The organism is Ruegeria sp. HKCCE4148, from assembly GCF_017872495.1.
GTDB lineage: Bacteria > Pseudomonadota > Alphaproteobacteria > Rhodobacterales > Rhodobacteraceae > Ruegeria.
In genome coordinates this window covers 16,170-40,836 of record NZ_JAEDOS010000015.1, presented here as the reverse complement: position 1 = coordinate 40,836, position 24,667 = coordinate 16,170, and the positions used below count along the sequence as shown (strand labels likewise).

Genomic DNA, 24,667 nt, shown 5'->3' with positions numbered 1-24,667 from the left:
GCAAAGCAGCGCAGAGCGGACCCGAAATGAGTAAATCTTTTGATGGAACTTGAACACCTTGATCTGAACCAGTGCAGACAATCATATCCCATTGTCTGTTCGTTTGCGTCGGCTCAATTTGCCATCAACGCCTTCACATTTGCGGTGGCCTACCCGATTGGCGGAGAATCCGCATGCCAGAGCTTAGCCATTGGTTCTAAGGGTTCATATGAAGAAACAACCGCAAAACAGGGCCGATAAGTTACAGCATAACTCTTTCAGCTGGCTAATGTTAAAACTGTAGTGCAACAAGACCGCTCTGCATGCGGCAGGCCTTGTCGTTCCAACAACGTTGATTGAGGTGGAAGAGGCGGCACGTGCGCTAAAAGCCAGCGATATTGAAAAGCCGTTTCCTTCGGCTGGCTGTTGGGTGATACCCGCGGCGATTGCGTATCCCATTCTGGAGATCTGGGCCGATGCCCTTCATCAGATTTCAGAACGGTACACCTGACCTGCGTTTTCTAGACACTGCGATGAAAAAAGGCCCGCGTTCGTCGGGCCTTTTCTTTTAGTTATGCCCGCAGCTTACTGCGGAATTTCGCCTTCCAGCCCTTCGACATAGAAGTTCATGCCGGCCAGCGTGCCATCATCAGCCACTTCACCTTCAGCCAGCCAGTCGCTGCCGTCCTGCCTTTTCAGCGGACCGGTAAAGGGGTGGTACTCGCCCGCCGCCATGGCGGCTTTCAGTGCCAGGGCTTCTTCCTTCACATCAGCCGGTACGGCGTCTGAAATCTCGCCGATTGCAACCATGCCTTCGCGGATGCCATCCCAAGTGTTGGCGCTTTCCCATGTGCCATCCATGACGGCTTGGGTCCGGGCAATGTAGTAGGGGGCCCAATCATCGATGATCGACGAGACGCGCGGGAACGGGGCGTATTCGCTCATGTCCGACGCCTGACCAAAGGTGACAACATTGCCAGCCTCTTGTGCAGCCGCCTGCGGCGCGGTCGAGTCGGTGTGTTGCAGGATCACGTCTGCACCCTGTTCGATCAGAACAGTGGCGGCGTCAGCTTCTTTCGCAGGATCAAACCAAGTGTAGGCCCAAACGATCTTGAACTCGACATCCGGGTTCACCTTCTTGGCGTGGATATAGGCCGAGTTGATGCCGCGGATCACTTCGGGGATCGGATACGAACCGATATAGCCGATGATGTTCGACTTGGTCATATTGCCCGCGATGTGGCCCTGAACAGCGCGGCCCTCGTAGAAACGTGCTGAATAGACCGAGACGTTGTCGGCTGTTTTATAGCCGGTCGCGTGCTCGAATTTTACGTTCGGGAACTTCTTAGCCACGTTGATGGTCGGATCCATATAGCCGAACGACGTGGTAAAGATCAGATCAGCGCCTTCCAGCGCCATCTGGGTCATTACACGCTCAGCATCGGGACCTTCGGGAACCGATTCAACAAAGACGGTTTCAACCTTGTCGCCAAAGTGATCCTCGACGGCCAGACGGCCCTTGTTGTGCTCATAGGTCCAGCCGCCGTCGCCCACCGGACCGACATAGACGAAGCCGACCTTGGTTTTGTCTTCGGCCATAGCGCCTGTGGCTAGGCCCAGTGCCATGGCGGCACTTGCCAGAAGTGTAGTGAATTTCATGTGTTACTCCCCAAGTTGGTTCAGTTGGCCCCTAGTGCGAGGCATGGAAGGTCCGGCCCAGTGAGGCAGGTGCGCTGCTCTTGTCGGCCGAAAGGATCACAAGCACAAGGATCGTGATGATATAAGGCGACATTGCCAGATACTCGACAGGAATGGCAACGCCCGCTGCCTGCAAATTAAGCTGCAACACAGTGATGCCGCCAAACAAGTAAGCCCCCAGCAAGGCGCGCCATGGTTTCCAGCTGGCAAACACCACAAGCGCCAGAGCGATCCAGCCCACACCCGCGGTCATTCCTTCGGTCCACTGAGGCACGCGGATCAAGCTGATATAGGCGCCACCCAGACCCGCACAGGCCCCGCCGAAAAGGATCGCCATGATGCGGATCTTGATGACCTTATAGCCAAGTGCGTGTGCGGCATCGTGATTTTCGCCGACCGCGCGCAGAATCAGACCGACGCGGGTGTATTTCAGCGTCGCCCAGACCGCTGCGGTCAAAGCGATACCGACATAAAGGATCGGGTCATGCTGGAACAGGATTGGGCCGATGACCGGGATATCGCTGATCACCGGGATATGAATGTCGCCCATACTCGGGGGTTTGACGCCTACATAGCTCTGCCCCATCAGTGCGCTGAATCCCAGCCCGAACAGGGTCAGTGCAAGGCCACTTGCCACCTGATTGGCCAAGGCCACCTGTGTCAACAAAACAAACAGCAAAGACAGAACCGCGCCGCCAATGGCCGCCGCGACAAAGCCCAGCCAGGGCGACCCGGTCTCGACCGAGATCGCAAAGCCACTGATCGCGCCTACGATCATCATGCCCTCGACGCCAAGGTTCAGAACACCTGCTTTCTCAACGACCAGTTCTCCGATCGCGGCCAGCAGCAGGGGAGTTGCGGCCACCATCAGCGAAGCGACCAGAAGGACGGGGTTGATTTCACCAAGGTCCATTATGCTACCTCGCTACGCGCCGCACGGATGCGGTAGTTGGTCAGAAGATCGAAAGCCAGAAGGAAGAACAGCAGCATCCCCTGGAACACCTGAATGGCAGCGGCTGGCAGGCCCAGCTGCGATTGCGCGATTTCCCCGCCGATATAAGTCAGCGCCATCAGGCCACCGGCCAGCAGGATACCCACCGGATGCAGGCGGCCCAGAAAAGCAACGATAATCGCGGTGAAGCCATAGCCAACGTTGAAATCGATGCTGACCACGCCCGAAGGCCCTGAGACCTCGAACATCCCTGCCAGCCCGGCCAGTGCCCCGGAGAGGCCCAGACAGAACAGAATCAGCCGCGCCGGATTCACACCCGCGAATTTCGCCGCACGAGGTGCCTCACCAGTCAAACGGATGTGAAAACCCAGCATGTGCCGGTTCAGCAGGATATAGGCAAAGATCACGGCAATCAGTGCAGTGACGACGCCCCAATGCATACCTGACCCGGCGATCAACTCGGCGTTGTGCGCACTGTCATATTGCTGCAGGTTGCGCGAACCGGGAAAGCCAAAGCCCTCTGGGTTCTTCAGCAGACCCAGTGAGACCGAGGCAAGCATCTGCTCGGCCACATAGACCAGCATAAGCGACACCAGGATTTCATTGGTGCCAAAGCGCACTTTCAAAAAGGCCGGGATCATCGCCCAAAGCCAGCCGCCGAACGCGCCTGCGATTACCATGATCGGGAAGATGAAAAACGCATCCATAGGAAAAAAGGCCAGCCCAGCACCAGCGCCGAAAATGGCACCCATGATGTACTGACCTTCGGCCCCAATGTTCCAGATGCCAGCCCGAAAGCCCAGCGAAAGACCAATGGCGATCAAAACCAACGGCGCGCCTTTCACCAACAATTGGGGACGGTAGTAGAAGGCGAACTCGCCAAACAGTGGTTCCCAGAAAATGGTGCCAATGGCTTCAATTGGGTTCTTGCCCAGAATGGCGAACAAGATGCCGCCAAACACCATCGTCGCCAACACCGCAACCAAAGGGGTGGCATAAGACCACGCCTTGGACGGCTGTGGCCGTTTCTCCAACACAATCATCTGCTCACACCCCCAACTCTTCTTCTTGTTGCAAATACGGCCGCCGGAGGCGGTTCAACGCGTCACACATGCGCCACCTCCATGCCGTGGGCTCCACCCATCATCAGCCCGATCTCGTCCACCGTCAGACCCGTTGTTGGGCGCGGTGCGCTTAGCCGTCCTTCATTCAACGCCGCAAAGCTGTCCGAGATTTCCATCAGCTCATCCAGATCCTGGCTGATGCAGACCACGGCAGTCCCTTTGGCGGCCAGATCCAGAATGGCCTGCCGGATAGATGCCGCAGCAGCAGCATCCACGCCCCAGGTGGGCTGGTTTACAACCAGAACATCGGGGTTTTGCAGCACTTCACGACCGATCACGAATTTCTGCAGGTTCCCGCCAGACAAAGACCGGGCGGCATTTTCAGGACCCGGCGTGCGGACGTCAAAAGCGCTGATGATCTTTTCGGCAAAGCTCTTGGTTTCGGCCCACTTGAGGAAACCGTTGCTTTCCAGCCCTTCCCGCACCGATCCGGTCAGCAAGGCGTTTTCCGTCAGGCTCATATCCGGGGCTGCCGCATGACCCAGCCGCTCTTCGGGGGCCGTCAGCACACCCAGCTTGCGCCGCGCGGTGGGGCCGAGCTTGCCGATCCGCTGGCCGTTGAACTTGATCGCATCCGCGGCGGTCAGGATTTCACCGGACAACACGCCCAGCAATTCATCCTGCCCATTCCCGGCAACGCCACCGATGCCCAAAACCTCACCCTTGCGGACGGTCATGTGAATGTTCTTCAACGCAGTGCCGAATTCCGAGGGCGACGGGACGGACAGTCCACTGACATCCAGCGCAACTTCACCAAATTCACGCCCCGACCGTTCAGGCGTTTGCAGGGTTGATCCCACCATCATCTCGGCCATGTCCCGCGCGGAAGTTTCAGCAGGCACGCATTCGCCCACATTCTTGCCCAGCCGCAGGATCGTCGCGTGATCACACAGCGTGCGGATTTCTTCCAGCTTGTGCGAGATGTACAGGATCGACGTCCCTTCGGATCGCAGTTTGTTCAGCGTTTCAAACAGAATATCAACCTCTTGCGGGGTCAGCACGCTCGTCGGTTCGTCCATGATCAGCAGTTTAGGGTCCTGCAACAGGCAACGGATGATCTCGACGCGCTGCCGCTCACCCGCCGACAGATCGCCAACCGTGCGGTATGGGTCCAAAGGCAATCCGTAGGTCTCGGACACTTCGCGGATTCGCGAGGCCAGATCGCCCATCGGCGGCGGGTTCTCCATCCCCAACGCAATATTCTCGGCCACGTTCAAAGCGTCGAACAACGAGAAGTGCTGGAACACCATCGCGATCCCGTCCGCCCGCGCGGAGCGCGGCTCGGGCGGCGCAAAAGGCTGACCGCGCAGCAGCATCGTGCCGCTGTCGGGCTTCACCAACCCATAGATAATCTTGACCAGCGTGGATTTGCCCGCGCCGTTTTCCCCCAGCAGGGCGTGAACTTCGCCCTCGCCGATGTCAAAAGACACCTGATCATTGGCCACGACACCGGGATAGGCTTTGGTCAGCCCTTGCAGGCTCAGAAGTGGAGTGGTCACGCGCTCAGGTCCTTCTTCAACTCGTTCTGCCGGGCCGGGCGCAACAGCTGCGCGGCGACGCCGACGGCGATCATCTGCGGGTGTTTGCCCAGGTTCGGATCACCAATTGGACAGGTGATCCGGCTGATCCGCTCGGGCGAGTGCCCAAGGGCCGCCAGCCGCGACCGGAATCGCGCCCATTTCGTAGCCGAGCCGATCAGTCCCGCAAAGCGGAAATCATGTAAAAGCAGCCTGTTGCACAGCTCCAGGTCCAAATTGTGTGAATAGGTCAGCACAAGATGCTCGGCATCGGTCGGTGCGTGTCGAACCAGTTCGGCCGGTTTGGTAGCTGGAACCGAGGTAACTCCGGCGGCAATCGTGTCGGGAAACCGATCCAAGCCGGTGTCGATCCAGGTGATCGCAAGGTCGGGCAGCGGTGAGAGAACATCCACCAAAGCCCGTCCGACATGACCGGCACCCCAAATCCAAAGGTTCCGGTTTGGTTTGTGCACTGGCTCAATCATCCAGCCGTCAACCATCTGGGGTTCAGGTGTGATCCCCTGACCACGCGCGGTTGCCAGCACTCGTTTGACCGACAGCGGCATCTCTTCGCCAGATGTGGCACGTGCGATGAGTGTTTCATCCAGCGTTTCCAGCGCCGCGCGGTCATAGACCTCGCTGAGCAGCGAAACCGCGCCACCGCAACATTGTCCCATCCCAGGCCCAAGCGCGTGATGGGTTAGACGCGAAGACCGGGTTTGCGCCCGCGCCGCTTCGGCCGCCTGATATTCCAGCGTCCCTCCGCCGATGGTGCCGGACTGTCCGTCCTTCCAGACAAGCATGGCTGCGCCAACCTCGCGCGGGGACGATCCTTTGATGCCGGCAATAACCACCCGGACCACTCGTCCATGGGTTTCGACCGCCTCCCTCAAAGCCTCCAGGTCAAATCCCATCAGATGCCTCCCTTCATCCTTTGGACACCGCGCCAGACTTCTTCAGCCGTGGCAGGTGCGTCGAGCGCGGGGTAGGTATCGCCACATGCCGCAACCGCGTTGGACAGGGCCAACCATGCTGAGATGCCCAACATGAAGGGCGGTTCGCCAACCGCTTTCGAGCGATAGATCGTGTCTTCGCGGTTCTCGCCATCCCAAAGCGCGACATTGAAAATGTCAGGCCGGTCAGAGCAGGCAGGAATCTTGTAGGTCGAAGGCGCATGTGTGCGCAGGTTGCCCTTGTCATCCCAGACCAGTTCCTCGGTCGTCAGCCAACCCGCGCCTTGCACGTAACCGCCTTCGACCTGCCCGATATCCAGCGCCGGGTTCAGCGATGCGCCCGCGTCATGCAGGATATCCGTGCGTAGAATGCGGTTTTCACCGGTCAGAGTATCGACGGCTACCTCGGTGACCGACGCGCCATAGGCGAAGTAGAAAAACGGGCGTCCGCGCCCTGCGATTCGGTCCCATTCGATCTTGGGCGTTTTGTAAAAACCGGTTGCCGACAAGCTTATCCGGCCCTGATAGGCCAGCGCTGCGGCTTCGGCAAAAGTGTACTTTTCTTCCCCAACCATTACGTGACCATCGGAGAAACTGACCGTCGACGGATCAGCCTGATGCCGTTCCGCCAGATAGTCTGCCATCCGGTCGCGGATCGTATCACAAGCGGCTTTCACTGCCATGCCGTTCAGATCACTGCCCGAGGACGCCGCCGTGGCCGAGGTATTGGGCACCTTGGCTGTATCCGTGGCGGTGATTTTCACCATCTCCAATGGGATGCCAAAGCGCGAGGCTGCGACTTGCGCCACTTTCTGGAACAGTCCCTGACCCATTTCGGTGCCGCCATGGTTTAGGTGGACCGAGCCGTCCTGATATACATGCACCAGCGCACCCGCCTGATTGAGGTGAGTCAGAGTGAAGGAAATCCCGAACTTGACCGGAGAGAAGGCGATGCCTTTTTTGATAACGCTGTTTTTGGCGTTCCACTCTCCAATAGCCGCCTTGCGCGCGGAGTAGTCGCTGGATTTCAGCAGTGCATCGGTCATTTCGTGCAGTTCGAAATCGCTGACCTCCATGCCGTAGGGCGTCGTGTTGCCACCAGCAGGAAGGGGACGCACCGGCGCGTTCCCGGTTTCAACCGCGCCGCGGCTGGTCAGGTCCTCATGCGGGTCGGGATGGCCCAGAAGCTTCTCTGTTGGTGCGACCTCAGCAACCGCATGCGCGGGTTCATAGTAGTTCCGGCGGCGCAGCTCGACCGGGTCCAGCCCCAGTTTATGCGCGGCGTGGTCCATCACCCGCTCTATCCCGACCATCCCCTGCGGGCCGCCAAAGCCGCGATAGGCGGTGGCGGATTGGGTGTTGGTTTTCAACCGGTGGCTTTCGATCCTTGCGTTGGGCAGCAGATAGGCATTGTCCGAATGCAGCATGGCGCGGTCGGCGACGGGCAGAGACAGGTCCTGCGCCCATCCGCAGATGGCGTAATGAAGGAACGATACGCCCTGAATATGCCCATGCTCATCGAACCCGGCCTTATAGGAAATGCGGAAGGCATGGCGCTTGCCGGTGATGATCATGTCATCGTCGCGGTCATAGCGCATCTTGCAGGCTTTGCCTGTGGCGCGCGCGGCTATGGCGCAAGCGACAGCCAGCGCGTTGCCTTGGCTTTCCTTGCCGCCAAAGCCGCCGCCCATCCGGCGGGTTTCAACCCGGACAGCGTGCATGGGGACACCCAAAGCGTCCGCTACTTTGTGCTGAATTTCGGTCGGGTGTTGTGTGGAACTGTGCACCAACATATCCGCGCCTTCATTTGGCACGGCCAGTGCAGCCTGGCCTTCGAGGTAGAAGTGCTCCTGCCCGCCAAGTTCGAACGTGCCTTCGATCACATGTGCTGCACCTGCGATGGCGGCATCCGCATCGCCTTTGGCGTAAACACGTGGGCCATCCTCGAACCGGCTATCCGCGGCCAGCGCCTCTTCAACCGTCAGGATCGGTGTGTCCTCGGCATAGTCGATCTTGCCCAGGCGCGCGGCCTTGCGCGCGGCCAGATGGCTGGTGGCGACGACCAGAAATACGGGCTGGCCGATATAGTGAACCGTGCCGTCCGACAGCAGTGGTTCATCATGGATCGAGGGCGAGACGTCGTTGGCGAAAGGCAGGTCCTCGGCCGTCATCACCATCACAACACCTTCGGCGGCCTTTACTCCCGACAGATCCATTGCGGTGATATTACCCTTGGCAATCGGGCTGATACCAAATGCCAGATGCAGCGTGCCTTTGGGTGTCGGGATGTCATCCACATATCGCGCCGAGCCGGACACATGCAGCGGCGCCGCGTCGTGGGGGAGGGGTTTGGTCACGCTCATGCCGACACCTCCAGCACGTTGGTGATCTCGCCCTGGTCTTCGAGGAAATAGCGTTCCAGCATCGCTTTGGCCGTTTCCAGACGATAGATGGCCGAGGCGCGCATGTCCGTGAGTGGTGAATAGTCCTCGGCAAAATATGGCAGCGCGGCCGCAACGGTCTCGCGTGTCCAGGGTTTGCCGATCAGTGCGGCCTCGACATGGGTTGCCCGTTTCGGAATACCGGCCATGCCGCCAAACGCGATACGCGCCTGTGTGACGGTGCCGTCCGAAACAGTGATATTGAAACAGCCGCAAACGGCCGAGATATCCTGATCGAACCGTTTGCTGAGCTTGTATGCCTTCAGCCTGTCAGGCTGACGTGGGAAGCTGACGGATTCGACGAATTCACCCGGGGCACGATCCTGCTTGCCATAGTCAATGAAGAACTCTTCCAAGGGGATCGAGCGCCGCTCATCGCCTTTGCGCAGGTGTAGGTTTGCACCCAGCGCAATAAGCGCAGGTGGATTGTCCCCTATGGGCGAACCATTTGCGATGTTGCCGCCGACGGTCGCTGCATGGCGCACCTGAACGCTGGCGTAGCGTCGGATCATTTCGGCATAGGACGGGTGAAGGTCGGCCAGGGCCTCTCCCATGCGGTTCATGTCGACCATTGCACCGAAGCGGGCTTCGGTATCGGTGATCGTGATTTCTTTCAAGTCATCACAACGGTTGAGGAATATGACCGGGTCCAGATCACGCAGCTGCTTGGTGACCCAAAGACCTACATCGGTTGCGCCGGCAACCAGGGTGGCGCTAGGGTGCTCGGCAAACAGAGACGCCAGTTCGTCAGCGCTGTTGGGGAGGAAGGGGGGCTCTGCCCCCTGGCCTGCGGCCTCCCCCCGAGGTATTTGTGAACAAGAGAAGGACCGGTCGTCAGTGATCCATTTTGGGGTTGGTTCAGCCTCGGCGGTTTTGGCAGCGCGGATGATTGGGGCGTAACCGGTGCAGCGGCACAGGTTCCCTGCAAGCTGGGTGTCGTGATCTGTTGCGCCATTTGCATGACTGGCGACCATCGACATTACAAAGCCGGGGGTGCAGAACCCGCATTGAGATCCGTGCAGGTCCACCATCGCCTGTTGTACCGGGTGGGCTTCGCCATTCGGGCCCCTGGCACCTTCGACGGTGCGGACGGCTTTGCCGTGCAATTGCGGAAGAAACAGAATGCAGGAATTCAGGGCCTTATGGCCGTCTACATCCGTGACCATGACGTTGCAGGCCCCGCAATCGCCTTCGTTGCAGCCTTCCTTGGTGCCGGTCAGGCCGCGATCCTCGCGTAGCCAATCCAGCAGGGTCGCCGTTGGATCGATATCCGCCAGCTCCACTGTCTCTCCGTTCAGAAGAAACGTGATATTCATTCGAGAAACCCGTCGCGTTACCCTGTTGCGCCCATTGGACCCTCCTTCGATGCGACGTAGAAAGAGCGGCGGGCGAAGTGCTTGCCGTAAGATGTTAGAAACTGCGCGGCTTATCTGGCAAGAAAAACTGCCTATATGATGTACCATTTGGAACGCGCAGCATGCTTTTCCTGCTTTTGTGTAAAAGGCAGGCGCTTGTAAATAAAGTGCTTTTTGAATGCGACGGGCACTCAATCCCGAAGCACCTTCTGAAAAAGCCGAATAATCAGCGCCGATTTTTTATGCATTCCAAAGCCACGGTTCCCGCTTTTGCAGCGCGCCTGGCTGAGATAGCGTAGGCGGCATGAGCAGCAATCCTCGATTCATTCACCTCCGCGTTCACACCGAATACTCCCTTTTGGAGGGCGCCGTGCGGCTGAAAAAGCTACCTGCCCTTTGCGAGAAGATGGAGATGCCCGCCGTCGCTGTGACAGACACCAATTCGATGTTCTCGGCCTTGGAGTTCTCGGTCACGGCAAGCGGAGCGGGTGTTCAGCCGATCATGGGTTGTCAGGTTGACTTGACTTACGTGCAGGCTCAGCCCGGCGAAAAGCCCAAAGTACCCGCGCCTTTGGTTTTGCTGGCGCAGTCCGAGGCTGGGTATGAAAACCTGATGAAGCTGAGTTCCTGCCTTTACGTGGACAAAGGTGGACAGCTGCCGCAGGTCACTTTGGACGAGCTTGCGGATCGGTCGGACGGTTTGATTTGCTTGACCGGCGGTCCAGACGGACCGGTTGGGATGCTGCTGCAACAGGGTCAACGTCCGGCGGCTGAGGCGCTGGTGGATCGGTTGGCGGGCATGTTCCCGGATCGCCTTTATATCGAACTTCAGCGTCATCCGGGTGAAGATGGCCAGCCGGAAGCAGAACGGCTGACCGAGCGTGGCCATGTTGAGATGGCTTATACCAAAAACCTGCCGTTGGTTGCTACCAATGACGTCTATTTCCCAACCTCGGATATGTATGAAGCGCATGATGCGCTGATCTGTATCGCCGAAGGGGCTTATGTCGATCAGCAAGAAGGCCGCCGCCGACTGACCGCGCAGCACTATTTCAAGTCGCAGCAAGAGATGGTGACTCTGTTCGCAGACTTGCCGGAAGCGATCGAGAACACGGTTGAGATCGCCAAACGCTGCGCCTTTATGGCCTATCGCCGGGATCCGATCCTGCCAAAATTTGCAGATGACGAGGTGGCCGAACTGCGCCGTATCGCCAACGAGGGGTTGCAGAAACGTCTGGCTGTGATCCCGCACGCTGTGACGCCAGAGGAATATCAGGAACGTTTGGAATTCGAACTTGGCATTATCGAAGGAATGGGCTTTCCCGGCTACTTCCTGATCGTTGCGGACTTTATTCAATGGGCAAAGGATCACGACATTCCGGTTGGTCCGGGGCGGGGCTCGGGTGCGGGCTCATTGGTGGCCTATGCGCTCACAATCACCGACCTTGACCCGTTGCGCTATTCGCTGCTGTTCGAACGCTTCCTGAACCCCGAGCGGGTGTCGATGCCGGATTTCGATATCGACTTCTGCATGGACCGCCGAGAAGAGGTGATCCGTTACGTGCAGCAGAAATACGGGCGCGACAAGGTGGGGCAGATCATCACCTTTGGTGCGCTATTGTCGAAGGCCGCCGTGCGCGATATCGGGCGGGTTTTGCAGATGCCTTACGGGCAGGTGGACCGTTTGTCCAAGATGATCCCAGTTGAGGGCGTCAAACCTGTTTCCATTGAAAAAGCGCTGAAAGACGAGCCACGCCTGCGGGAAGAGGCGCGGAACGAAGAGGTGGTAGATCGCCTTCTGACCTACGGCCAACAGGTCGAAGGATTGCTACGCAACGCGTCGACCCACGCAGCGGGCGTTGTAATCGGGGATCGGCCTTTGGACGCGCTGGTGCCTTTGTATCAGGACCCGCGCTCGGACATGCCGGCGACCCAGTTCAACATGAAATGGGTGGAACAGGCCGGTTTGGTGAAGTTCGACTTTCTGGGTCTGAAAACGCTGACCGTGATCCAGAACGCCATGGACCTGATCTTCAAGTCCGGTCGCCCACTGCACATTGCTGCTGATGGCACCGAGCTTTACGAACCCGCTGAAGGGGCTGAGAACCAGATCAACGCTATCCCGCTGGACGATGAGGCGACGTATAAGCTCTACTCGGCAGCCAAGACGGTGGCAGTGTTCCAGGTGGAATCCTCGGGCATGATGGACGCGCTCAAGCGTATGAAGCCCACATGTATCGAGGATATCGTGGCCCTTGTGGCGCTGTACCGTCCGGGTCCGATGGAAAACATCCCGACCTATTGCGAAGTTAAGAACGGTCTTCGCAAAATCACTTCGGTTCACCCACTGATCGACCATATCCTTGAGGAAACGCAGGGCATCATCGTTTATCAGGAACAGGTGATGCAGATCGCACAGGTCATGGCGGGATACAGCCTAGGCGGTGCTGATCTGTTGCGTCGTGCGATGGGTAAGAAGATCAAGGAGGCGATGGACGCTGAGCGCCCCAAGTTTGAAAAAGGCGCGGGCGAGAATGGCGTGGATGCCAAGAAGGCCAGCGAGGTTTTCGACCTGCTGGAGAAATTCGCCAACTACGGCTTCAACAAGTCCCACGCGGCCGCGTATGCGGTGGTCAGTTATCAGACCGGCTGGCTGAAGGCGAACCACCCGGTCGAGTTCATGGCGGGTGTCATGAACTGCGATATCCATCTGACCGACAAGCTGGCGGTTTACTTCGAAGAAGTTCGCAAGGGGCTGGAACTGCCCTACGTGCCGCCATGTGTGAATCGTTCCATCGCGACGTTCGATGTAGTGAACGGTGAATTGGTTTATGCGCTGGGCGCGCTGAAAAACGTGGGCGTCGAGGCGATGAACCTTGTGGTCGAGGGGCGTCGCGCCGGAGGCGCGCAGGATGAAAAGAGCGAAAAACCGTTCGTCAACCTGTTCGACTTTGCGCGGCGTGTGGATCTGAAGAAAGTCGGCAAACGCCCGTTGGAAATGTTGGCGCGGGCCGGGGCGTTTGACGAGCTCGACAAAAACCGCCGCCGTGTGTTCGAAAGCCTTGATCGTCTGGTGCAGTATTCGGCGGCGATTCATGAACAAAAGAACTCGAACCAGGTGTCTCTGTTTGGTGAAGCCGGTGATGACCTGCCTGAACCTCGCCTTTCGCCGACGCCGGACTGGCTGCCTGCTGAACGGTTGAGCGAGGAATTTAAGGCGATTGGATTCTACCTATCGGGACACCCGTTGGACGATTATATGCCCGCGCTGAAGCGAAAACAGGTCCTGACGTTGGATGAGGTGATGGAAAAGGCCCGCTCTGGCCCACTGATCGCCAAGATGGCCGGTGTTGTCGCCGGACGGCAGGAACGGAAATCGGCCAAGGGCAACCGCTTTGCTTTTGCGCAGCTCTCGGACCCAACTGGCGCTTATGAGGTCACGCTGTTTTCAGACACCTTGGAGAAATGTCGCGAGTTTCTGGAAACCGGCGCTCAAGTGGTGCTGACCGCCGAGGCAACGATGGAAGCTGATCAGCTTAAGCTGCTGGGGCGTTCGGTGGGACCTGCGGATTCTCTTGTGGCCGAGGCTGGGGCAACCGGGTTGCGTATCTTTGTCGACGAAGCGCAGGCTGTACCAACCGTCGCCAAGGTGTTGGAAGACGCAGCCGCCGCTACCAAAGGTGCTGCGCGGGGCCCAATCCAGTTGCTTTTGATGGATCCAAGCCTGCCGGGTGAAGTTGAAATGGATCTGGGGCGCGCGTTCCCGATCAACCCACAGATCAAGGGCGCGATCAAATCCCTGGAAGGCGTTATGACCGTCGAAGAGATCTGACGCCGTTTTGTTGCCAGATAGTTGGCGTCTGGGTAGGCTGAACTGACAGAGATGTCTTTAAGTCATGCTACGGGAGGGCGTTGATATGGCGATTGCAGGTCTCACGTTAAGAAAAGTTGTATTTGGTGCCGCTGCGTCGCTGGCTTTGGTTTCAGCCTCAGCCAGCTTGGCGGATGACAAGAAAAAAGAAAACACGATCAAGGGCGCTGTAATCGGCGCGGGTGTCGGTGCCTTGATTGGTGACGGCAAGGGCGCCGCCGCAGGCGCGGTGGCTGGTGCGCTGATTGGCGCAAATTCCAAGTGAGTGGAGGAGCAAAAAGATGCGTTTTAACTCGCTTAAAGTGATTGTCGCCGCCGGAATCTTCACAATCCCCGGGATGGCTTTCGCCGACGAAGAGGCTGAACAGATGATGCAAGAAGCGCTGCCGCTTATGTATCACACTTGTACCTCGGTCATTGAAGAAGCCGACGGGAACGAAGAATACATTCTGGAGGTTGTTGGTAAAATGACGGCCCTGTCGCTGTACAACCGTCAGGTCGATATCGAGGCACATGCCGCGTCGGATGAGGATAAGGCCGCGCTGCGCGAAACTTTTTTGGCAGCTTTGAAAGACGGCTGCGCCGGTGATGAAAACGCGCTTTTGGGTGGTGTCGTGGACAACGCCGTCAAGACGACGCTGGGACTGTAGGATTTTAGTAGTGCGGCGGTCGTTCGTCACCAAAGACAACGCCGCCTGAACCTTCTTGCGCGCGCTCTGCTTCGCGTTGCAACAGCATTTCGACCCGACGCGTCAGGCGATCGATCTCGGACTGTTGCGTGGTCACAACCGTGTTCAGTTCTTCCACGGTACGGGTCAGATGGGCGATCTGCTCTTCCAGATGCTGCATGGGGCTCTCCTTGATGCGCCGGTCATAGCGACCCTGTGCCGCCATGGCCAGAGAAAGCGCGCCTTGCCCCGATGCGGGCCATGGGATAGACCGCGCGCGGAACAAGGACACTCCCGAGGACGCCCCACATGGCCAAGCCCAAGAAACAGCCCCGCCCCAAGGCCGTAACGCCAAAAGGGTTCCGCGACTATTTCGGCGAGGAAGTCACGCAGCGCACCGAGATGCTGCGGACAATTGCGGGTGTCTATCATCGTTACGGGTTTGACGCCTTGGAAAGCAGCGCGGTTGAGACAGTCGAGGCGCTGGGCAAGTTCCTGCCCGACGTGGATCGCCCAAACGAAGGCGTCTTTGCCTGGCAGGAGTTTGACGAGGGCGGCAATGGCGATTGGATGGCCCTGCGCTACGACCTGACCGCTCCGTTGGCCCGCGTCTACGCACAACACCGCAACGATCTGCCGACGCCCTATCGCCGTTATGCGATGGGTCCGGTCTGGCGCAACGAAAAGCCGGGGCCGGGGCGCTATCGTCAGTTTTATCAGTGCGACGCGGATACGGTCGGCACGGCCTCGATGGCTGCAGACGCTGAAATCTGTGCGATGCTGTCGGACACGCTCGAGACTGTAGGTATTCCGCGTGGCGACTATCTGGTCCGGGTCAACAACCGCAAGGTTCTGAACGGCGTGTTGGAGGCGATGGGTCTGGGCGAGGACGCCGCCGCGCGCGACAACGTTCTGCGCACCATCGACAAGTTCGATAAGGTGGGTCAGGCTGGTGTGCGTGAGTTGCTGACCAAGGGCCGGTTGGATGCCTCAGGTGCGTTTATCGACGGCGTGGGTCTGAGCGACGATCAGGCCGAGCCCGTGATTGCGTTTTTGACCTCAAAGGCTGCGGATACTGCTGGGACGCTGGCCAACCTGCGCGCCGCTGTGGGCAACAGCAAGATCGGCGCGGATGGCATCGCCGAGTTGGAACAGATTGGCGCGCTGCTGGATGCAGGTGGCTATGGTTCGGACCGGATCGAGATTGACCCTTCGGTCGTGCGTGGTCTGGGTTATTACACTGGGCCGGTCTATGAGGCTGAACTCACCTTTGAGATTTTCGACGAGAAAGGCCGCAAGCGACAATTCGGGTCTGTCTCTGGCGGTGGTCGCTATGACGATCTGGTCAAACGCTTCACCGGGCAGGAAGTACCTGCGACCGGTATCTCGATAGGCGTTGACCGTCTGCTGGCCGCGTTGCGCGAAAAAGGCCGGATCGGCGCGCAGGCTCAGGGGCCTGTGGTTGTCACCGTGATGGATCGCGACCGTATGGCCGACTATCAGGCCATGGTGGCGGAACTGCGCAATGCTGGCATTCGCGCCGAGGTCTACCTGGGCAATCCCAAGAACTTCGGCAATCAGCTGAAATACGCGGACAAGCGGAACTCTCCGATTGCGGTGATCGAAGGCGGTGACGAAAAAGCCAATGGCATCGTGCAGATCAAGGACTTGATCCTTGGTGCCAAAATCGCCGAAAGCGCGACGCTGGAGGAATGGAAAGAACGCCCCAGTCAGTTCGAAGTGCCGCGCGGTGATCTTGTCGCGAAGGTGCGCGAAATTCTGGACAGTCAGGACTGACCCATGCCCAACCGTTCCCAGATACAGGCCCGCGCCGCAATGATGCGTGTCCGGTTTGAGGCGGCTGGCGCTCAGGTCGTGGACACGCCCCTGTTGCAGCCGGCAGAAACACTGCTGGATCTGTACGGCGAAGACATTCGCGCGCGCGCCTATGTGACGTCGGACGCCCTGCGTGGTGAACAGATGCTGCGCCCGGATTTCACTTTGCCAGTGGTGCAGATGCACATGAGCGATGGGGCCGAGCCCGCGCGCTATACCTATTCGGGTGAGGTTTTCAGGCGGCAGGAACACGACCCGGACCGGGCCAATGAATACATTCAGGTTGGCTATGAGGTGTTCGACCGGAACGATCCTGCCGGGGCTGATGCCGAGGTCTTCTCGCTTTTTGCGCTGCAACTGCGCGGCTTGCCGTTGCGTGCGGCCACCGGGGATATTGGTATCCTGACGGCCGCTGTGGCCGGGTTGCGCACGACCGAACGTCGCAAGGCCGCGCTGATGCGCCATCTGTGGCGGCCACGCCGGTTCCGTGTTTTGCTGGACCGCTATGCGGGCCGAACGCCAGAGCCCGAGTTGCGGTCTGATCTGCTGAACGCCACCGAACCGATGGTGTTTGACGCACCTATGATCGGAAAACGTCGGGCCTCGGAAATCGAGGCGCGTATCGAAGCTTTGCGCGAGGATCGTGAGACCCCGCCGATTTCTGATAGTGAGCTTGTCGGCCTGGAAACGCTGCTGAATGTACGCGAGACCATGCCCTTTGCGTTGGAACAACTGCGCGACGTGGCTGTGGATTTGCCGCAGATCACGCCGGCGCTGGACCGGCTGGAGGCCCGCGTGGCTGCGTTGCAGGCGCGTGGTGTCGACGTCGCGCGCTTGGATTTCGAGGCCGCCTATGGCCGGACCTCGATGGAATATTACGACGGGTTCGTTTTCGGTTTTTACGCCGAAGGCCGACCCGATCTGCCTCCGATCGCGACCGGCGGGCGTTATGATGCGCTGACCCGGCAACTGGGCAACGGGGCCGAAATCCCGGCCGTTGGGGGCGTGCTGCGGCCCGACTTGATGCTGGAGATCGAGGAGGGCGCGCAATGAGCCTTAAACTGGGCGTGCCCTCGAAGGGGCGGTTGATGGAAAAGACCTTCTCGTGGTTCGAAAAGCGCGGCATTGCTTTGTCCCGCAGCGGATCAGACCGGGAATATGCAGGCAAGGTCGAAGGGATCGATGGGGTCTCGCTGGTTCTGCTGTCTGCCGGAGAAATCCCGCGCGAACTGGCGGCGGGGCGGATTCATCTGGGTGTCACCGGTATTGATCTGGTGCACGAGAAACTGCCGCGTTGGGAACAGCAGTTGGAAGAGATCTCGCAGCTGGGCTTCGGCAAGGCGGATCTGATCATTGCAACGCCGGCCTGCTGGGTGGACGTTGATACGCTTGATGATCTTGATGCTGCGGCGGCGGCGTTTCGCAAAACCCATGGCCACCGCCTTCGGATTGCGACCAAGTATCACCGGCTGGTGCGCGAGTTCCTGACCGATTCAGGCGTCGCGGATTACACGCTGGTCGATAGCCAGGGCGCGACAGAAGGCACGGTGATGAACGAAACCGCAGAGGCGATCGCCGATATCACCTCGACCGGCGAAACGCTGCGGGCCAACCACCTGAAGATCCTGTCTGACGGTCTGATCCTGCAATCGCAGGCCACGCTGTGGCGTAGCCGGGTTGCGAAGTACGACGCTGCAGAGAAGGCGGTTCTGTCTGACCTGCTGGATCGGCTGCGTTAAAGCACGCCTATCTCTGCCAGCGCGCGGTTCAAATCATCGGGCAGGGCATCGTCCTGCTCGCGGTTTTTGGGCAAATCAGCTGGTGTGTCCTCAGGCTTGAGATAACGCCATCCCTGAAACGGGCGCTTCAGGGCGTTCTGAGTCCGATGGACCTCGGGGTCTAGCACAATGGCACACCGGCGGATGCCGTCCTCTCCGATCACCTCATCCAATCGCAGGATGCGCTGACGACACTGGATCACGCCTTTGATCACCCAATAGATCGAGCCGCCATTTAGAATCTCTGCCTCACGCTTGGGCCACATGCGGGTCACATGACGCGGACAGCCGTCCTGATACAGGGGCTTTCTGCTGTCTTGCCAGGCCATCAGTGTGTCGACGTTTTCCGATCCGACCGACAGTTTTATGAGGTTTACGTACTTATCCACAGTTTTCCCACAGAGTCGTCCCAAGGCCGATCTTTATATTGTAGCTCGTCGTACGCAGTCATCAAGGTGTTGTGGTCTGGGTGTGATTTAGGGTACTCTGGATACCTCTTTCAGAACAGGGAATCACCAATGAGCCGCTTTGCCGCCCCCATCGCCGAGCAGATCTGGGACATGAAATACCGCTTTAAACAAGCGGACGGCACACCCATCGATCAGACGGTCGAAGACAGTTGGCGGCGTGTTGCCCGCGATCTGGCGCGGGTCGAAAAGGACCCTGCTCATTGGGAAGAAGAGTTCTATCAGGCGCTAGAGGACTTCAAATACCTGCCTGCGGGGCGGATCACGGCGGGCGCGGGTACCGCGCGGCAGGTGACTCTGTTCAACTGCTTCGTCATGGGCACAGTGCCCGACAGCATGGGCGGTATTTTCGACATGTTGAAAGAGGCCGCGCTGACCATGCAGCAGGGCGGTGGGATCGGGTATGATTTCTCGACCATCCGACCACGTGGTGCCGACGTCAAAGGCGTTGCAGCGGATGCCTCGGGCCCGCTGAGTTTCATGGATGTGTGGGATGCGATGTGCCGCACGATCATGTCCGCAGGATCACGCCGCGGGGCGATGATGGCGACCATGCGCTGCGACCATCCCGATATCGAACAGTTCATCACCGCAAAGTCCGATCCGGCCCGTCTGCGCATGTTCAACATGTCTGTCTTGGTGACGGACCCGTTTATGGAGGCCGTCAAGGCCGATGGCCCGTGGGAGCTGGTGTTTGACGACAAGGTCTATCACACCGTTCAGGCGCGTGATCTGTGGAACAAGATCATGCAGGCGACCTATGACTATGCCGAGCCGGGCGTGATTTTCATCGACCGCATCAATCAGGCCAACAACCTCAGCTACGTTGAGACCATCGCCGCCACCAACCCGTGTGGCGAGCAACCTCTGCCACCTTATGGCGCGTGTCTGTTGGGCTCGATCAACTTGGCGCGGCTGGTCGCGGACCCGTTTGAGGACGCAGCCCATCTGGACGAGGAGGCTTTGCAAAAGCTTGTCGCCACCGCTGTTCGGATGATGGACAACGTGGTGGATGCCTCGAAATTTCCGCTGGTCGAGCAAGAGGCCGAGGCCCAGGACAAGCGTCGCATCGGTCTTGGCGTAACCGGTCTGGCGGATGCACTGCTGATGCTGGGCTTGCGCTATGGCTCGGACGAGGCGGCGCGTCAGACCGAGCGCTGGTTGCACGCAATCGCCCGCGCCGCGTATCTGGCGTCGGTCGACTTGGCGAAGGAAAAAGGGGCGTTCCCCCTGTTCAACGCCGAGAAATATCTGGCCAGCGGCACGATGCTTCAGATGGACGAGGATGTGCGTGATGCGATCCGCGAACACGGCATCCGCAACGCGCTTCTGACCTCGATTGCGCCGACTGGGACGATCTCTTTGTACGCGGGCAATGTGTCGTCGGGAATCGAACCGGTCTTTGCCTATGCCTACACGCGCAAGGTGTTGCAGAAAGACGGTTCGCGGACCGAAGAAGAGGTCGTGGATTACGCGGTGCAGATGTGGCGCGACAAGTTCGGTGACACAGAACTGCCGGACTATTTCGTCAACGCGCAAACTTTGTCTCCGTCCGATCACGTCAAGATGCAGGCGGCGGCGCAGAAATGGATCGACAGTTCGATTTCCAAGACGATCAACTGCCCCGAGGATATCAGCTTTGATGCCTTTAAAGACGTCTACATGCAGGCTTGGGATCAGGGCTGTAAAGGCTGCACAACCTATCGCCCGAATGATGTGACCGGCTCGGTCCTGACCGTTTCGGAAAGCGACGACAAAGCGCCCGGAGAAAGCGCAGATGCACCGCATGAGGTTGATGGCGGAGACGTGATTTACATGTCTGAACCGCTGGACCGTCCGCAGGCGTTGGAAGGGTCCACATACAAACTGAAATGGCCCGACAGCGAGCACGCGATTTATCTGACCATCAACGATATCGTCATCGGAGGTCGCCGCCGCCCCTTCGAGGTGTTCATCAACTCGAAGAACATGGAGCATTATGCCTGGACGCTTGCACTGACGCGGATGATCTCGGCCGTGTTCCGTCGCGGTGGGGATGTGTCCTTTGTGGTTGAAGAGCTGAAAGCCGTGTTCGACCCGCGTGGCGGGGCCTGGGTGCAAGGGAAATACATCCCGTCCATTTTGGCGGCGATTGGCGGTGTGATCGAGCAGCACATGATCAATATTGGCTTCCTCGAAGGTGAGGGCATGGGATTGAAATCAGACCCTCAGGCGCAGGTCGTCAACATGGATGCACCACGCGGCAAGGCCTGCCCGTCCTGTGGCCAGTATGACATGGTGATGATCGAGGGTTGCATGACCTGCCGCAGTTGCGGGCATTCCAAGTGCGGATAGCCCAAGCCGTTCGTGGTTTTTTGTTTGGGTGGGCATAAATAGCCCATAAGGTTGATTTTTGCGCCCATTTGAACGGTCTTTAATGCCCACAGGTTCTTAAGGCTTTGAAATAAAATAAGAAAGAATCCTGTAGAGTTTCGAGATTGTTCTGCTTTGGGCGACCATCGATAGCATTCGTGCTATTGACCAAGACCAGAAAATCTCAAGACTGTGGCCATGGAACCAAACCGTCTCATACGCGTCGCACGCAAAAGCTGACCAGAGTGTTGTACTTGCCCAGCAAACCCGTTCGGGCAGTTCCATGGCTATCGGATACCGAATTGATGAAAAACAAATCGCCTATCGAGGAGTCCCCTCAATACTCCGAATTGAACGCTCGATTTTCCCGTTTTCTGCTGGACTTCCGAAAGGAAAAACTCGCGCAGCAACTTGCCGGAAACGACAAAAACCGTGACGAGATCACTCGTGGAGACTTTCAATCATTCAAAGCCCGGATGACTGAGGGTTTAGAACTAACCGATTACGATCTAGATCGTATTCACCGCCGAGTATTGTCTGTGCTGCTCCGCCCCGAAGCGGGCTCGGTGCTACAAGACGAATGAGGCCGGAAGGCGTGAAAATGGCGCGTAGACCGATCCGCTTTGACGATGAGTCAGTCCTGAAACTCACTTGAACATCTACGGTCACTCCACCGCGCACTCTCCAGTGACACAACAAAAACGTTGTTCTAAGCTATTCCCGCTTTTCTCTTCAAAGCGCAGCATCGGCGAGTCGCAGCCCGAAGCAGACAATCATCGTCGGGCTTTGCAAACCCCGAAATGCGGACTTTGCTGCCGAAGGACACAGTCAACTGAAGGTCCGCTTTCCTTTGGCTCGTGATCTCTTTAGAACTTTCCGCCGAGGCATAGCATTTGCGGGGAAACAATTTGCGGAAGATTTTGGTAACAGGCTCCTCCGGTCGGATCGGTCAGGCATTTTTTACGGCTTATCAGGAGCGCTATGAGTTTGCGCTGACTGATATGAGGAAACCCACGCAACCTGTTTCGGGTCTGCATCGCTTTGTACAATCTGATCTTTCTGATGCAAATGCCGCAGAAGGTTTGTGCCAAGGCGTGGATGCCGTCGTGCATCTCGCAGGCATACCTGACCCAAACGCAGAGTTTGACGATGTGCTGCCCGCCAACATATTGGTGACGACTTATTTGATTGAAGCAGCTCGTAAAGCGAACGTCAGTCGCTTCGTCTTCGCCAGCAGTGCGCAAACAATAGAAGGATACCCTGTAGACCGGCAAATCGTGCCGGGGATGGCGGTTGCTCCGGCCAATCTCTACGGTGTCTCCAAGTGTTATGGAGAAGCATTGTGTTCACTCTACGCTACGCGACACGGCATGTCCTGCGTATCATTGCGAATTGGAGCGTTCGAGCCTGCTGATGGCCCGCCGCTTGAAACCAAGCGCGATCTCAGCGCGTGGCTTAGTCATCGTGATGCAACTCACCTGATTGATCGAGCCATCCAAGCTGAGATCAACGGGAGTTTCATCGCAAATGGCATCTCCAACAATCGATTTAAGCGACTTGATTTGACTGAAACCTGCAAGGTTCTGGGATACGCGCCGCAGGATGATGCGTTCTCAACCTTCCCGATACCCTCCGACTAAAGCCAACACCCGTCGGCGGCGCGGAAACGGTCGAAAAGGGCTCAGAGCGGTCGTTTGCTGCGTTCCGTCGCAATAACCGCTCTGCGGACGGAGCAGACATTCAAAGCAAGGCCGATGCCTCCGACGGCTCATCGGTTTTGAAGAGCTTGCAAGGCGCAACAGCAGCGATGCACAATGGACGCATGTCAACCTTGCAACGGATCATTCTAACTGCAACCACTCTGACGCTTGTTAGTACGGCGGCAGTGTCTTTGGAGATGTCCTGCACTCACCCTGACAGCCCAAATCACACTTACAGCATTACCGGTGATCAGGGTATATTTACCTGGGATGACCACGACATCAAGCGCACATGGTTGCTCAAGTGCAATGACCAACGAAACGGTTTGTCTGCGTGCCACAGGTCAGAGAGCTTCGGCGAGCGCGGCGCTAGCGTGATAACTTTCGTGATGCTTCCAAACGGAATCTTAGTCGAAAGCGGTTATTGGGCTCTGCTTGATACTAGCCGCGTCAGCGTAACAGCAGACTTCGTTTGTGAGACAGAAGGCGAGTGACCGCTTTGCGGACTTTGCAGCCATCCGCATTTTTACTCCAAAGGACCGCAGTCAGCCCAAAGCGGACATCAAAACAAGCTATGCAGATTCCGAGTTGCGGACAATCCAAACGTCCCGGCAAACCTACACGCCAATCAAAATGGTTTCAAAAGAAATGCCATCGCCGGCTTGAATAGTCGCCTCGCTGATTTTCACTGCCTAACGCGAATAGACAAGCAAAACCGAGGTCAATCTAATCAAAGTTGAGATTTTTCGGTCAGTGTCTTTTTTAATGTCTCAGACGGTAGCTCTCCGAACATTGATTGGTATTCTTTCGCAAAGTGGCCACCAGAAAAGAAGCTATGCATGAGTGCTGTGTCCTTGACCGACCTTGGTGTTGATACAACGTCTAGGAGATGCTCTCGGACAGAAGTCAAACGTCGCTTCAATATGTATTGCCAAGGCGATTCACCAAAAATCTCGACAAAGTTCTCGTGAAGTTGGCTTCGCCCCACACCAGCAACTCGACACAGAGTTGAGATCGTTAGTTGGTCCGCAGGGGTACGTGTGATAGCGCCCCGCGCCAACCTAACATTCTTGAAAGCTGCCTTGTCTAGAACATGTGTACAATTGGAATGCAGGTTCAACGACAATATCCATTGCGCGATCTGAGCAAAAAATTCGCTTTCTACTCCGCGGCTCATTCCAAATCGCCGCCCCCCTTGATCAAGAGGTGAAGCATTTTGGAAAGCTCGGCCAGCGATCTTTGATAGATTCTCAGCCGCCGCTAGACCAATTTGAAACTTGTTGTGCCCTCGGGGTAGCTCATCGTAGGTGCGCCTGCTTAAGGAAGCGACTTCTCTCGTCATTCGGCGGCGCTCGAAAGCAATGAACAGCACTTTCCGATCCTGACCCACGTTGCAGTATTCGTCCTCCCCGTCGAGCAGATAGACATCACCTGGATCGGAGTACCAACCATTTACGCGGTAATCCCCGTCCCAAGAAAGTGGCAACATTAGTGCCATCAAATCCTGCCTTCCGAGCACTGTCCAAGAAGACCGGGCTTTACTGGACGCGGTATTTACAAAGCTGTTTTCTCCGTAGATCCAACAGTCCTTTAAATTGATGTCGCCTGGACCCAGCTGTACAAGTTCTGTCTCTCGAACCGGCGCATTCGCGAAGTGTTGTGCAAAACTCTTTAACGGTCGCAACTGCATAAGAACTCTCCAAGATGCGTGAAACCCATAGGGCCAAACTTAGTGCGCGGTCTTAAAAAATTAGTACACCGGATAAATTGAATACTATTTCATCGCGAGAATTTCGCCCAACCAAATAAGCTGTTCCCGATTATTGTCGAAAGCGAAGCGGATTGAGGCTGCCGAACAAAGGATTTCGGAGCCAGATTTTTTGCAATCCGTTAGGTGAAAAAATGCCGCGATCTCGCGGATTAGAGGTGTCTTCATCACTTCACACTCCAAGCAGAATGGGTCGATTGCGCACCAA

At 57.6% G+C, this 24,667-nt stretch carries 19 protein-coding genes; 9 read left to right on the top strand and 10 right to left on the bottom strand.

The features are described from left to right. Positions 1-564 precede the first annotated feature (564 nt). From I9187_RS20905 to xdhA, 7 genes are all read right to left on the bottom strand, one after another. On the bottom strand, positions 565-1,638 hold the full coding sequence (locus I9187_RS20905) for a BMP family ABC transporter substrate-binding protein (protein WP_171179353.1): 1,074 nt from the start codon (positions 1,636-1,638) through the stop codon (positions 565-567). A gap of 31 nt (positions 1,639-1,669) precedes the next feature. Continuing rightward, positions 1,670-2,590, bottom strand: coding sequence for an ABC transporter permease (locus I9187_RS20900; RefSeq protein ID WP_171093445.1), 921 nt, complete (start codon positions 2,588-2,590; stop codon positions 1,670-1,672). Then, entirely contained in the window at positions 2,590-3,672 is a 1,083-nt protein-coding gene (locus tag I9187_RS20895; RefSeq protein ID WP_171179355.1) for an ABC transporter permease, read from the bottom strand. The genes I9187_RS20900 and I9187_RS20895 overlap by 1 nt, the downstream gene beginning before the upstream one ends. Positions 3,673-3,734: 62 nt before the next feature. Further along, positions 3,735-5,252, bottom strand: coding sequence for an ABC transporter ATP-binding protein (locus I9187_RS20890; protein WP_171179358.1), 1,518 nt, complete (start codon positions 5,250-5,252; stop codon positions 3,735-3,737). After that, positions 5,249-6,184, bottom strand: a complete 936-nt coding sequence (xdhC, locus tag I9187_RS20885; protein ID WP_171179360.1) for a xanthine dehydrogenase accessory protein XdhC — start codon at positions 6,182-6,184, stop codon at positions 5,249-5,251. The genes I9187_RS20890 and xdhC overlap by 4 nt, the downstream gene beginning before the upstream one ends. Beyond that, positions 6,184-8,586, bottom strand: coding sequence for a xanthine dehydrogenase molybdopterin binding subunit (gene xdhB / locus I9187_RS20880; RefSeq protein ID WP_171179362.1), 2,403 nt, complete (start codon positions 8,584-8,586; stop codon positions 6,184-6,186). The genes xdhC and xdhB overlap by 1 nt, the downstream gene beginning before the upstream one ends. Next, on the bottom strand, positions 8,583-9,980 hold the full coding sequence (gene xdhA, locus I9187_RS20875) for a xanthine dehydrogenase small subunit (protein WP_209940325.1): 1,398 nt from the start codon (positions 9,978-9,980) through the stop codon (positions 8,583-8,585). Before xdhA ends, xdhB begins: the two co-directional genes overlap by 4 nt. Before the next feature lie 343 nt (positions 9,981-10,323). Between xdhA and dnaE the strand changes: the two genes are divergently transcribed. From dnaE to I9187_RS20860, 3 genes are all read left to right on the top strand, one after another. Next, positions 10,324-13,851 (top strand): DNA polymerase III subunit alpha, encoded by a 3,528-nt coding sequence (dnaE, locus tag I9187_RS20870; RefSeq protein WP_171179366.1) that lies wholly within the window; start codon positions 10,324-10,326, stop codon positions 13,849-13,851. A gap of 85 nt (positions 13,852-13,936) precedes the next feature. Continuing rightward, entirely contained in the window at positions 13,937-14,155 is a 219-nt protein-coding gene (locus I9187_RS20865) for a hypothetical protein (protein WP_171179453.1), read from the top strand. 16 nt (positions 14,156-14,171) lie between these two features. Then, entirely contained in the window at positions 14,172-14,540 is a 369-nt protein-coding gene (locus I9187_RS20860) for a hypothetical protein (RefSeq protein WP_171179368.1), read from the top strand. 4 nt (positions 14,541-14,544) lie between these two features. On the opposite strand, the gene I9187_RS20855 is transcribed toward I9187_RS20860, so the two are convergent. Continuing rightward, positions 14,545-14,739, bottom strand: coding sequence for a SlyX family protein (locus I9187_RS20855; protein ID WP_170352274.1), 195 nt, complete (start codon positions 14,737-14,739; stop codon positions 14,545-14,547). A 128-nt stretch (positions 14,740-14,867) separates the two neighbouring features. On the opposite strand from I9187_RS20855, the gene hisS reads away from it, so the two are divergent. Genes hisS through hisG form a run of 3 tightly spaced genes read left to right on the top strand, consistent with a single transcriptional unit; the run spans position 14,868 to position 18,133 of the window. Further along, entirely contained in the window at positions 14,868-16,355 is a 1,488-nt protein-coding gene (gene hisS / locus I9187_RS20850) for a histidine--tRNA ligase (protein WP_171179370.1), read from the top strand. Positions 16,356-16,358: 3 nt separating this feature from the next. Beyond that, entirely contained in the window at positions 16,359-17,447 is a 1,089-nt protein-coding gene (locus I9187_RS20845) for an ATP phosphoribosyltransferase regulatory subunit (protein ID WP_171179373.1), read from the top strand. Then, a complete protein-coding gene (gene hisG / locus I9187_RS20840) occupies positions 17,444-18,133 on the top strand; it encodes an ATP phosphoribosyltransferase (RefSeq protein ID WP_171179375.1) in 690 nt (229 codons plus the stop codon). Before I9187_RS20845 ends, hisG begins: the two co-directional genes overlap by 4 nt. Here the strand turns inward: hisG and I9187_RS20835 are convergent. Further along, positions 18,130-18,561 (bottom strand): DUF1489 domain-containing protein, encoded by a 432-nt coding sequence (locus I9187_RS20835; RefSeq protein WP_171179377.1) that lies wholly within the window; start codon positions 18,559-18,561, stop codon positions 18,130-18,132. The genes hisG and I9187_RS20835 overlap by 4 nt on opposite strands. A 129-nt stretch (positions 18,562-18,690) precedes the next feature. On the opposite strand from I9187_RS20835, the gene I9187_RS20830 reads away from it, so the two are divergent. The 3 genes from I9187_RS20830 to I9187_RS20820 all read left to right on the top strand — a co-directional run bounded on the left by I9187_RS20830 (position 18,691) and on the right by I9187_RS20820 (position 22,631). Continuing rightward, complete coding sequence (locus I9187_RS20830) at positions 18,691-20,973, top strand: adenosylcobalamin-dependent ribonucleoside-diphosphate reductase (protein ID WP_171239043.1); 2,283 nt, start codon at positions 18,691-18,693, stop codon at positions 20,971-20,973. Between the two features lie 323 nt (positions 20,974-21,296). Then, positions 21,297-21,575 (top strand): hypothetical protein, encoded by a 279-nt coding sequence (locus I9187_RS20825; protein ID WP_209509890.1) that lies wholly within the window; start codon positions 21,297-21,299, stop codon positions 21,573-21,575. A 324-nt stretch (positions 21,576-21,899) separates the two neighbouring features. After that, on the top strand, positions 21,900-22,631 hold the full coding sequence (locus I9187_RS20820) for an NAD(P)-dependent oxidoreductase (RefSeq protein ID WP_209509889.1): 732 nt from the start codon (positions 21,900-21,902) through the stop codon (positions 22,629-22,631). A 790-nt stretch (positions 22,632-23,421) separates the two neighbouring features. Here the strand turns inward: I9187_RS20820 and I9187_RS20815 are convergent. Next, a complete protein-coding gene (locus I9187_RS20815; RefSeq protein ID WP_170425589.1) occupies positions 23,422-24,381 on the bottom strand; it encodes a helix-turn-helix domain-containing protein in 960 nt (319 codons plus the stop codon). Between the last annotated feature and the right edge of the window lie 286 nt (positions 24,382-24,667).

Excerpts from the sequence above, each read along its gene's own strand:
- dnaE (WP_171179366.1), top strand. The coding sequence starts at position 10,324 with ATGAGCAGCAATCCTCGATTCATTCACCTCCGCGTTCACACCGAATAC.
- I9187_RS20855 (WP_170352274.1), bottom strand. The coding sequence starts at position 14,739 with ATGCAGCATCTGGAAGAGCAGATCGCCCATCTGACCCGTACCGTGGAA.
- hisS (WP_171179370.1), top strand. The coding sequence starts at position 14,868 with ATGGCCAAGCCCAAGAAACAGCCCCGCCCCAAGGCCGTAACGCCAAAA.
- I9187_RS20815 (WP_170425589.1), bottom strand. The coding sequence starts at position 24,381 with ATGCAGTTGCGACCGTTAAAGAGTTTTGCACAACACTTCGCGAATGCG.
- I9187_RS20830 (WP_171239043.1), top strand. The coding sequence starts at position 18,691 with ATGAGCCGCTTTGCCGCCCCCATCGCCGAGCAGATCTGGGACATGAAA.
- I9187_RS20860 (WP_171179368.1), top strand. The coding sequence starts at position 14,172 with ATGCGTTTTAACTCGCTTAAAGTGATTGTCGCCGCCGGAATCTTCACA.
- xdhB (WP_171179362.1), bottom strand. The coding sequence starts at position 8,586 with ATGAGCGTGACCAAACCCCTCCCCCACGACGCGGCGCCGCTGCATGTG.
- I9187_RS20905 (WP_171179353.1), bottom strand. The coding sequence starts at position 1,638 with ATGAAATTCACTACACTTCTGGCAAGTGCCGCCATGGCACTGGGCCTA.
- xdhC (WP_171179360.1), bottom strand. The coding sequence starts at position 6,184 with ATGGGATTTGACCTGGAGGCTTTGAGGGAGGCGGTCGAAACCCATGGA.
- I9187_RS20865 (WP_171179453.1), top strand. The coding sequence starts at position 13,937 with ATGGCGATTGCAGGTCTCACGTTAAGAAAAGTTGTATTTGGTGCCGCT.
- I9187_RS20825 (WP_209509890.1), top strand. The coding sequence starts at position 21,297 with ATGAAAAACAAATCGCCTATCGAGGAGTCCCCTCAATACTCCGAATTG.
- I9187_RS20895 (WP_171179355.1), bottom strand. The coding sequence starts at position 3,672 with ATGATTGTGTTGGAGAAACGGCCACAGCCGTCCAAGGCGTGGTCTTAT.
- hisG (WP_171179375.1), top strand. The coding sequence starts at position 17,444 with ATGAGCCTTAAACTGGGCGTGCCCTCGAAGGGGCGGTTGATGGAAAAG.
- I9187_RS20900 (WP_171093445.1), bottom strand. The coding sequence starts at position 2,590 with ATGGACCTTGGTGAAATCAACCCCGTCCTTCTGGTCGCTTCGCTGATG.
- xdhA (WP_209940325.1), bottom strand. The coding sequence starts at position 9,980 with ATGAATATCACGTTTCTTCTGAACGGAGAGACAGTGGAGCTGGCGGAT.
- I9187_RS20845 (WP_171179373.1), top strand. The coding sequence starts at position 16,359 with ATGCCCAACCGTTCCCAGATACAGGCCCGCGCCGCAATGATGCGTGTC.